Source organism: Mesorhizobium salmacidum (SeqCode), from assembly GCF_037179605.1.
Classification (GTDB): domain Bacteria; phylum Pseudomonadota; class Alphaproteobacteria; order Rhizobiales; family Rhizobiaceae; genus Mesorhizobium; species Mesorhizobium salmacidum.
Genome location: NZ_JAPYKS010000022.1, coordinates 82,270 through 92,255, shown reverse-complemented (window position 1 = coordinate 92,255; position 9,986 = coordinate 82,270). Strand labels below are relative to the sequence as shown.

General features: G+C 60.7%; 9 protein-coding genes and 1 pseudogene. 9 read left to right on the top strand and 1 reads right to left on the bottom strand.

Annotated features, from left to right (window positions below; translation table 11 throughout):
• Positions 1–272: 272 nt before the first annotated feature.
• The gene (locus tag O7A60_RS25470) at positions 273–1,019 is read left to right on the top strand and encodes a Crp/Fnr family transcriptional regulator (RefSeq protein ID WP_337108527.1); all 747 of its coding nucleotides are present in this window, start codon (positions 273–275) and stop codon (positions 1,017–1,019) included.
• Here O7A60_RS25470 and O7A60_RS25465 read toward each other — a convergent pair.
• Positions 1,016–1,531, bottom strand: coding sequence for a hemerythrin domain-containing protein (locus O7A60_RS25465; RefSeq protein ID WP_337108522.1), 516 nt, complete (start codon positions 1,529–1,531; stop codon positions 1,016–1,018). The genes O7A60_RS25470 and O7A60_RS25465 overlap by 4 nt on opposite strands.
• A gap of 144 nt (positions 1,532–1,675) precedes the next feature.
• On the opposite strand from O7A60_RS25465, the gene ccoN reads away from it, so the two are divergent.
• From ccoN to ccoS, 8 genes and pseudogenes are all read left to right on the top strand, one after another.
• Positions 1,676–3,286 (top strand): cytochrome-c oxidase, cbb3-type subunit I, encoded by a 1,611-nt coding sequence (gene ccoN / locus O7A60_RS25460; protein WP_337108521.1) that lies wholly within the window; start codon positions 1,676–1,678, stop codon positions 3,284–3,286.
• Positions 3,287–3,296: 10 nt separating this feature from the next.
• On the top strand, positions 3,297–4,028 hold the full coding sequence (gene ccoO, locus O7A60_RS25455; RefSeq protein WP_027144904.1) for a cytochrome-c oxidase, cbb3-type subunit II: 732 nt from the start codon (positions 3,297–3,299) through the stop codon (positions 4,026–4,028).
• Positions 4,029–4,038: 10 nt separating this feature from the next.
• On the top strand, positions 4,039–4,188 hold the full coding sequence (locus O7A60_RS25450) for a cbb3-type cytochrome c oxidase subunit 3 (RefSeq protein WP_337108520.1): 150 nt from the start codon (positions 4,039–4,041) through the stop codon (positions 4,186–4,188).
• Positions 4,189–4,190: 2 nt separating this feature from the next.
• Positions 4,191–5,054, top strand: coding sequence for a cytochrome-c oxidase, cbb3-type subunit III (ccoP, locus tag O7A60_RS25445; RefSeq protein WP_337108519.1), 864 nt, complete (start codon positions 4,191–4,193; stop codon positions 5,052–5,054).
• A 313-nt stretch (positions 5,055–5,367) separates the two neighbouring features.
• Positions 5,368–6,927: a cytochrome c oxidase accessory protein CcoG gene (ccoG, locus tag O7A60_RS25440; RefSeq protein WP_337108518.1), complete on the top strand. Its 1,560-nt coding sequence runs from the start codon at positions 5,368–5,370 to the stop codon at positions 6,925–6,927.
• The gene (locus O7A60_RS25435) at positions 6,924–7,439 is read left to right on the top strand and encodes a FixH family protein (RefSeq protein ID WP_337108517.1); all 516 of its coding nucleotides are present in this window, start codon (positions 6,924–6,926) and stop codon (positions 7,437–7,439) included. Before ccoG ends, O7A60_RS25435 begins: the two co-directional genes overlap by 4 nt.
• Positions 7,436–9,703: a cation-translocating P-type ATPase gene (locus O7A60_RS25430; RefSeq protein ID WP_337108516.1), complete on the top strand. Its 2,268-nt coding sequence runs from the start codon at positions 7,436–7,438 to the stop codon at positions 9,701–9,703. Before O7A60_RS25435 ends, O7A60_RS25430 begins: the two co-directional genes overlap by 4 nt.
• Positions 9,700–9,849: pseudogene (gene ccoS / locus O7A60_RS25425) on the top strand (cbb3-type cytochrome oxidase assembly protein CcoS); the annotation flags it as partial. The gene O7A60_RS25430 and the pseudogene ccoS, both read left to right, overlap by 4 nt.
• Between the last annotated feature and the right edge of the window lie 137 nt (positions 9,850–9,986).

The following is a 9,986-nucleotide window of genomic DNA, read 5'->3' as shown; positions in this document are numbered from 1 at the left end:
ACCTGCCGGTCGATTTCGAGAAAGCCTGTTACCTTGCCCATAGTCCAGTTCCTGCTGTCCAGATGGTGCGGTTGGGTAGCTCGTGTAACGCGGCATGGTCTCCATTCGGGACCTGTGCCGTGGTTTGCTGTTTCGTGCCTGAGGGCAACTTGCCCTGTGCAAACCGCGGCCGCCTTGATTTCGATCAAGGGCGCCGAGGGGACAAACTGACGCAATACCTCACCCAGCAGCGGTGCTATCTTGCCGCCACGATTATCAGTACGGGCCGTATGATGACCATCCGACAAGACGTTCAATGCGATGTCCTTCCTGTGCTTTGCCAATCCTGCGACGCGCGGTGCCACGGGCTATGCGGCGCGCTCGAGCCCAATCAGTTGGTCGCCTTGGCCAAGGCCTCGTCGAGACACAGCGTTCCACCTGGAACCGAGCTGGTCGGCGACGCCGAAGCAATCGAAACATATTCGAACCTGCTTTCGGGCGTTGTAAAGCTGACCAAGGGTCTTGCGGACGGACGCCAGCAGATCGTCGGGCTTCAATTCGCGCCCGATTTTCTGGGCCGGCCGTTCAAGTCGGAAAGCGAGATCAACGCCGAGGCAGCAACCGAAGTCTCGCTGTGCTCGTTCCCGAAAGCGGCGATCGAGCGGATGATGAGGGAGGCACCGGCTCTAGAACACCGCTTGCTCAAGCAGACACTGATGGAACTGGATGAAGCTCGCGAGTGGATGGTGACTTTGGGCCGTAAGACGGCGGTCGAGAAGGTAGCGAGTTTTCTTTTCCTGATCGCGAGGAACATCGACCCGACGACGGACGCCGGCAAGGAATCGGCAACTTTCGATCTGCCGCTCACCCGTGCCGACATCGCCGACTTTCTCGGCCTGACTGTCGAGACCGTCAGCCGTCAGCTGACAAAGCTTCGTACCAACGGCGTCATCCGGATCAACAACAATCGCCATGTCGTGGTCGATAACGTGAGCCGACTGCAACGCTGTTCGGGTACTTGGGCGTGTTCTGACACTTAGGCCTCCGGTCGCTTCGTCCGATTCTGCTGTGCGATGAATGGCAGGACGTGTTCGCGCTCAAACGCGATGTGTCGCCGTGACGCCCTAAAAAAGGCTCTTAACATGAAACCGAGGGCCTCAGGGTTGGCAACGCCACCTCCATGCCCGATGGTCAGCAGGGTATCGGTTAAATCCTGTGCGGCGCACTCGTCCTCGATGTGCTCGGCCCGCAAGCGACCTAGCGACGCCATCCGCTTGCCCTCAGTTGCGTCTTTCGCAAGCGCAGGAAAGAGATGCTCTTCCTCACGGGCATGGCTCATGCGCAGCAGCGGCACCAACTCGGTTGCCATCAGCCGGCACTTCAACCGGTCCACCGAGGGTAGTCTGTCGGCTATCGCCTCCAGCTCGTCGCATATCCGCAACTTGCGATCGTGCAAGAGACAGACATCCCCGCACGGCCGGCTGCCAGGAAGGCAGCCTTCGACAAACTGCCAGGCTTTGCATTTGACGCCTGAAGATTTGCAACTGGCCATGTGGGCATCTCCGTGAATTGAAGACGCAGAATTGTCTGACTGGCGATCATCGCCCTTGACATGGATCAAGGCGCCAACGCGCCGTTTGCGGAATTACTGGGGGGCGGACCCGCGTCCGTATCAAATGCGGCTCAGGGACATATCATGAGATTCGCCACAGAGATTGTCGTTTTGAGCGTGTTCGCATTCGCGGCCCTGGTCGGCGCCGGCTTGGGTGTAGACGCGCCTTTCCGGCAACATATGTGGGTGTTGTTCTTTGTCCTTGCCGGTTTCACGGCTATTCTGCTGCGCAACATCGAATTCAAACCGGCAGCTCCGATTGATCCATCGGCCTATATGGATGGGCCGATCCGGTACGGCGCCATCGCCACAGTGTTCTGGGGCGTCGTGGGCATGCTGGTCGGCGTGGTCATCGCGCTGCAGCTGGCGTATCCGGACCTCAACATTCAGCCGTGGTTCAATTTCGGCCGATTGCGGCCGCTTCACACATCCGGCGTCGTTTTCGCCTTTGGCGGCAACGCGCTTATTTGCACCTCACTCTATGTGGTGCAACGCACCTGCCGTGCCCGGCTGTTCGGCGGCAAGCTCGCCTGGTTCGTCTTCTGGGGGTATCAGCTATTCATCGTCATGGCCGCAACTGGCTATCTGCTGGGCGTCACCGAGGGCCGCGAATATGCCGAGCCGGAATGGTATGTCGATATATGGCTGACGATTGTCTGGGTGGCGTACCTGATCCTTTTCCTCGGCACCATCCTGAAGCGCAGGGAACCGCATATCTACGTCGCCAACTGGTTCTACCTCTCCTTCATCGTCACCATCGCGATGCTGCATGTGATCAACAACCTCACGATGCCTGCGTCGTTGCTTGGATCGAAGAGCTATTCGGCATTTTCTGGTGTCCAGGACGCGCTGACGCAATGGTGGTACGGCCATAATGCGGTGGGCTTCTTCCTGACTGCCGGTTTCCTCGGCATGATGTATTATTTCGTGCCCAAGCAGGCGAACCGGCCGGTCTATTCCTATCGGCTGTCGATCATCCACTTCTGGGCGCTGATCTTCCTCTACATCTGGGCCGGCCCGCATCATCTGCATTACACCGCCCTGCCCGATTGGGCGCAAACGCTCGGCATGGCGTTCTCGATCATGCTGTGGATGCCGTCCTGGGGCGGCATGATCAACGGCCTGATGACCTTGTCAGGGGCTTGGGACAAGATCCGCACCGACCCGATCATTCGCATGATGGTAGCCGCGATCGCCTTCTACGGCATGTCGACCTTCGAAGGTCCGATCATGTCCATCAGGACAGTCAATTCGCTGTCGCATTACACCGACTGGACGATCGGCCATGTTCACTCAGGTGCACTCGGCTGGGTCGGCATGATCTCATTCGGCGCGCTCTACTACATGGTGCCGAAACTGTGGAACCGCGAACGCCTGTATTCGCTTCGGTTCGTTACCTGGCATTTCTGGCTGGCGACACTGGGCATCGTCGTCTACGCGGCAGCGATGTGGGTCTCCGGCGTCATGCAGGGCCTGATGTGGCGCGAATACAACGAGCAGGGCTTTCTCGTCTACTCCTTCGCCGAATCGGTGGCCGCCATGCACCCCTACTATGTCATGCGCGCCGCGGGCGGCACGATGTATCTCGCCGGCATGCTGATCATGGCCTGGAACATCACGATGACCATTCTTGGCCGCCAGCGCGAAGAACAGCCATTGCCGGGTTCCGTGTCCGCTTTCCAGCCTGCCGAATAAGGAGCCAGACATGGGCTTGATGGCCAAACACGCCCTCATCGAGAGAAACGCCACGCTCCTGCTCGTGGGATCGCTGCTGGTGGTGACCATCGGCGGCATCGTCGAGATCGCCCCGCTCTTCTACCTCGACAACACGATCGAGAAAGTCGAAGGCATGCGGCCCTATTCGCCGCTGGAGCTCGCCGGACGCAACATCTATGTGCGCGAGGGCTGTTATCTCTGCCACAGCCAGATGATCAGGCCGTTCCGCGACGAGGTCGAACGCTATGGCCACTATAGCCTCGCAGCCGAGTCGATGTACGACCATCCCTTTCAATGGGGTTCAAAACGCACCGGTCCGGACCTGGCGCGTGTCGGCGACCGCTATTCCAACGAGTGGCATACACAGCACCTGACAAACCCGCGCTCCGTCGTGCCTGAATCGATCATGCCGAGCTACGGGTTCCTCAAGGACACACAAATTGCGGTGAAAGACTTCTCGACCCATCTCCTGGCGAACGCTCGCGTCGGGGTTCCCTACACGCCAGACATGATCGCCAATGCCAACGCCGATCTGAAAGCACAAGCAGACCCGGCGGCGGATACGACGGAGCTCGAGAAGCGCTATCCCAAAGCCAAGGTCGGTGATTTCGACGGCGATCCAGCTCAGGTCACCGAGATGGACGCGCTGATCGCATATCTGCAGATGCTCGGCACGCTGGTCGATTTCAAGACCTACGACGATGCAGCTGGCTACCGGTAGGGGGAGACGCATGGGGTATAATTTGATGCGGGAGTTCGCCGACAGCTGGGGCCTGCTTGCCATGGCCCTGTTCTTCGTCGGCTGCATAGCCTTTGCCCTGCGCCCGGGGGGCAGAACACGGGCCGATCAGGCCGCGCAGATCCCGTTCAAGGATGACTGATGATGAGCCGCGAGCATATCGACGAAGTCTCTGGCATCTCAACGACCGGTCACGAATGGGACGGCATCAGGGAGCTCAACAACCCGTTGCCGCGGTGGTGGGTGATAACTTTCTACGCCACGATTGCCTGGGCGCTGGCGTACACCGTTGCCTTCCCAGCATGGCCCATGCTGTCGTCAGCGACCAGGGGCGTGCTGGGCTATTCCAGCCGCAACAACGTCAAGAACGAGCTGGCGGCAGCGGAAGCCGCCAAAGGCAAATATATCGCCGCCATTCAGGAGAAGACCATATTGGAAATCGCTGCCGATGATGCGCTGCGCGAATTCGCTGTCGCGTCCGGCGGCGCGACGTTCAAAGTCAACTGCGTGCAGTGCCATGGCTCGGGCGCTCAAGGCTCCAAGGGCTTTCCAAATCTTAACGACGACGATTGGCTGTGGGGCGGCAAGGCCGAGGAGATCCAGCAGACCATTACCCACGGCATCCGCTTTGCTCCTGACCTCGATACTCGCCAGTCGGAAATGCCGGCCTTCGCAGACGTGCTTCAACCCGAGCAGATCAGCCAGGTCAGCGCGTATGTGGCTAGCCTTTCAGGGCCGGTGCTCGACAAGACCCTGATCCAGTCCGGGGCCAACGTGTTCGCGGATAATTGCGCTGCCTGTCATGGCGAAAAGGCAAAGGGAAACCGGGAGGTTGGGGCTCCCGATCTGACTGACGCGATCTGGCTCTATGGCTCGGGCGAAAGCGCAATCGCCGCGCAGGTCCGCGCACCCAAGCAGGGTGTGATGCCAGCATGGGGGGCGCGTCTGGGGGAGACAAAAGTGAAGGAGCTTGCGGTTTATGTGCATTCGCTTGGCGGTGGGGAATAGGAGAAGCGGCCTATTCACCGCTACCACCGTCGAGCGACGGGGCCCGGCTTTAGCCGGGCCCCGACCCAGGTTGTGACGCCAGCATGGGACATCGGGGAGACCAAAGTCACGGACTAGCGGTCTATGTCCATTCGCTTGGCGCGGGGAATAGGGGAAGGGCCTATTCACCACCCACCACCGTCAAGCGACGAGGCCCGGCTGTGGCCGGGCCTCGACTACTTTCGGCTAGCGGGATTGATTTGGATCAAGGCGCCGCGGCCGCCCCTGCGGCAAACTTGCTGAGGGAGGCGCAGACTGCCCGAGTGGAGGTGCGGTGCTGGACCAAAGGCAGATCGAACAGCGCGCAGCCGAGACTGTGAACTCCGTCATGGTTAAGCAACCGCTCTATGCCGCGCGCAAGAAGATTTTCCCGAAGGGGACTTCGGGCCGTTTCCGCCAGTTCAAATGGCAGGTGATGGTCATCACACTCGCCATCTATTATGTGACGCCATGGTTGCGATGGGATAGAGGCCCCTTCGCGCCGCACCAAGCCGTCCTGCTGGATCTCGCGAACCGGCGCTTCTATTTCTTCCTCATCGAAATCTGGCCGCAGGAATTTTATTACGTCGCGGGCCTTTTGATGATGGCCGGCATCGGCCTGTTCATGGTCACGTCTACGGTCGGGCGGGCCTGGTGCGGCTACACCTGTCCGCAAACGGTCTGGGTCGACCTGTTCCTGTTGGTTGAGCGCGCGATCGAAGGCGATCGCAATGCCCGCATAAGACTTGAGGCCGGTCCCTGGAGCGCGCGCAAATTGCTTCTGCGTGCGATCAAACATGTCGTGTGGCTGGTCATCGCAGTTGCCACGGGCGGGGCCTGGATCTTCTACTTTGCCGATGCGCCGAGGCTGCTCGGCGAAGTTGCGACAGGCACGGCGGCACCCGTTGCCTATGTCACCATCGCCGTCCTGACCGGAACCACATACGTGTTCGGCGGGCTGATGCGCGAGCAGGTCTGCACCTTTATGTGCCCCTGGCCACGCATCCAGGCCGCCATGCTCGACGAAAATTCGCTGACCGTGACATACAACGACTGGCGCGGTGAACCCCGTTGGCGCCATGCCAAGAAAGCACTGGCCTCCGCACAGCCTGTCGGCGATTGCGTCGATTGCAATTCCTGCATGGCGGTCTGCCCGATGGGTATCGATATCCGGAATGGCCAGCAGATGGAGTGTATCACCTGCGCGCTCTGCATCGATGCCTGCGATGGCGTCATGGACAAGCTCGGCCGCGCGCGCGGGTTGATCTCCTATGCAACGCTGGCGGACTATAATGCCAATTTGGCACTGGCGACCGCCGGCGGCACCGTTGCCATCAACCCGGCGCTGATCCGGAACTCGAGCGCCACCTTCCGCGAGGGTGTCGCGCACTTCCATCTGCGCAAGATCTTCCGGTTGCGCACCTTCATCTATCTCGGGGCGTGGTTGGCGATCGGATTGGTGCTCATCTCTTGGCTGCTGACGCGTGAGCGGCTGGAGTTGAATGTCCTTCACGACCGCAATCCGCAATTTGTAACGCTTTCGGACGGCTCAATCCGAAACGGCTACACCGTCAAGTTGCTCAACATGATCCCGCAGCCCAGGACGATCGTCCTCACCCTAGAAGGGCTCGCCGGCGCGGAAATGAGTATCGACGGCGTCGACCTGCCAGCCGGCCGCTTATTCGTCGTTCCAGTAGAGCCCGACCGGCTCAAAATGCTCAAAGTTTTCGTCCGCCAACCCGCGGACCGAATCAACACACCGGTGCAAAGCTTCAAGTTTCGGATTGGGGACGAGGCAAGCTCTGAATCGGCCGAGTATACCGCCAGCTTCAATGCGCCGGAGATCGCCAGATGAAAGCCAATACGCAAAGTAAACGCGAATTCACTGGCAAGCAGATGCTCCTGACAGTGCTCGGTTTCTTTGGGATCGTGATCGGCGTCAACCTGACCATGGCAACGCTTGCCAGCACGAGTTGGACCGGCCTTGTGGTGGAGAACACATATGTGGCCAGCCAGCAGTTCAACGAAAAGGCCAGGGAAGGACGGGCACAAGCCGCACTTGGCTGGGAAGGCAGGTTGACCATAGTCTCCGGCGAGGTTCGCTACAGCCTTGTGGATACCAACGGCACGCCTGTGCCGCTGCACGGCGTGCGGGTGCTGTTTCGGCACCCGGCCTACGATGCGCAGGACAGAGCTGTGACACTTGCCGCGGCTTCGGATGGCCGTTCCGATAGTCTTGGCGAATTTGCCGCGCGGCATACACCGAAAGATGGCGTCTGGATCGTCGAGATCGACGCCGATGCGGGCCTTGCTCTGCCATTTCGTGATATCCGCCGCATCATGATCTCGAAGGGAGCGCTCCGATGAGCTGCTGCGCGCCGGGCGCCGACGCGGCACTGGTCGTCGTCGACGCAGCGTCCGCCCTGCCCTCAAATGACGAGATCAAATTGGCCAGCCGTAGTTTGGGCGGCGACATGCACCAGGCCGATCTGTCGTTGCCGAGGGTTCACTGCGCGGCCTGCATACACGCCATCGAGGCGGCCTTGGGAAAGCTGGAGGGCATCGAAAGCGCTCGCGTGAATCTATCCACCAAGCGCGTGTCAGTGCGCTGGCATGGCGACCAGGTGCCACCGATTTTCGCTACGCTGGAACGGCTTGGCTTTCAGGCGCATCTGTTCGACCCCGAAACCGCCAAGGAGGACAAGTCCTTGTCGGAGCTGATCCGGGCGGTGGCCGTTTCCGGATTTGCCGCGGGCAACATTATGCTGCTGTCGGTCTCGGTTTGGTCCGGTGCAGAAGGAGTTACCCGCGACCTCTTCCATTGGGTTTCGGCGCTGGTTGCCATCCCTGCGCTCGCCTTCGCTGGGCGCATCTATTTCCGTTCGGCGGGGAATGCGCTTCGCCATGGGCGGATGAACATGGATGTTCCGATCGCGGTCGGGATTTCACTCGCCTATGCCATGAGTCTCTACGAAACGATCACCCATGGTGAGCATGCCTATTTCGATGCGTCGGTGTCGCTGCTCTTTTTCCTATTGATCGGCCGCACGCTGGACCATGTGATGCGCGAACGGGCACGCAGCGCCGTGAGTGGCCTTTCGCGGCTGGCCCCCCGCGGCGCCATGGTGCTGCGCGGTGACGGGGTGCGCGAATACCTGCCGGTCGGGAAGATCGAGCCGGGCATGGACCTGGTGGTTGCCGCCGGAGAGCGCGTGCCGGTCGATGGCGACGTCCTCAACGGCAGTTCCGATCTCGATTTCTCGCTCGTTTCCGGTGAAAGCACGCCTCGTGCCGTTAGCCCTGGAGCGCATATACAGGCCGGCACGCTCAATCTCACTGGTCCGCTCACCATGCGGGCGACGGCGGCCGCGAAGGAGTCGTTCCTCGCTGAAATGGTTCGGCTCATGGAAGCCGCCGAGGGTGGCCGGTCGCAGTACCGCAGGATTGCCGACCGCATCTCTGCGCTTTACGCACCAATGGTGCATCTGGCCGCACTCCTAACCTTCCTTGGTTGGATGACGGCATCGGGCGACTGGCATCTGGCCGGGACAATCGCAATCGCGGTTCTCATCATTACATGCCCATGCGCGCTCGGCCTTGCCGTGCCGATCGTGCAGGTGGTCGCGGCGCGGCGTTTGTTCGATGCCGGCATCATGGTCAAGGATGGTTCGGCCATGGAACGGCTGGCGGCCATCGACACAGCCGTGTTCGACAAGACCGGAACGCTGACTCTTGGACAGCCGCGTCTTACCAACGCGCCATACATCGATCCGGCCATGCTGGCGATCGCAGCCGAGATGGCCACGCATTCTCGCCATCCGTACTCAGTGGCGATCGCGGTGTTTTCAGGTTCTTCCAATCGGCCGAGGCTGGCTTCGATCAGCGAACGTCCTGGCTTCGGCCTCGAGGCCACCACGGAGGCGAACACTTGGCGCCTGGGCCGACAGGGATGGGCCGAAGGGACCGGTGGGGAAGCCTGCGGCGGGACCGTGCTTTCGAGGAATGGCCTGATCGTCGCCTCGTTTGACTTCGAGGACGCCGCGCGCGCCGACGCCGGGACCGCCGTAAAGGAATTGAAGGCTGCTGGCGTGTCCGTCCAGATGTTGTCCGGCGATACGGCCAAGGCTTGCGGTGAGGTGGCCAAGTCCTTGAGGATCGGCAACTTCATGCCCTCGCTTCTTCCTTCCGGCAAGGTCGAGCGCATCGAGGCACTGACCGGGGCCGGTCACAAGGTCTTGATGGTAGGCGACGGGCTCAACGATATGCCGGCCCTCGCGGCCGCGCACGTCTCGATGGCTCCCGCCACCGCGGCTGATATCGGTCGCAATGCCGCCGATTTCGTTTTCCTGCGCGAGGGCCTTCTGGCGGTGCCCTTTGCATTGGAAGTTTCACGAAAGGCAGGCCGGCTGATCCGCCAGAACGTAGCCATTGCAATCGTCTACAACACCTTTGCCGTGCCGATGGCGATATCGGGATACGTGACGCCGCTCATCGCGGCGATCGCCATGTCCACCTCTTCACTGATCGTTGTCGCAAACGCCATGCGGCTTCATGCGTTTACGAAGCGTGCGGGGCTCGGGAATGTACCCGAAAAGAGCGCTCGCGCTGACATACTGGTCCAGTCCCGGTGACGACCCTTGTCTATCTCATCCCGGTTGCACTCTTCCTCGGCGCGCTTGGATTGGCGGGTTTCCTATGGGCACTGCGTAGCGGCCAATACGACGATCTCGACGGTGCGGCAGAGCGCATCCTGATCGACCGGGACGACAAGCCGGACGGTTTGACCGAGCGCGCGACCATGTGGGGGTCGAATTCCAGCCGCCGATCGCCGCGAGCGTAGCGCAAGAGCGCTCTTGCCCAAACGGGAATTGGAATTCACCTATCGCCAAGCATACGAGCCGGATTGCGGGTAAT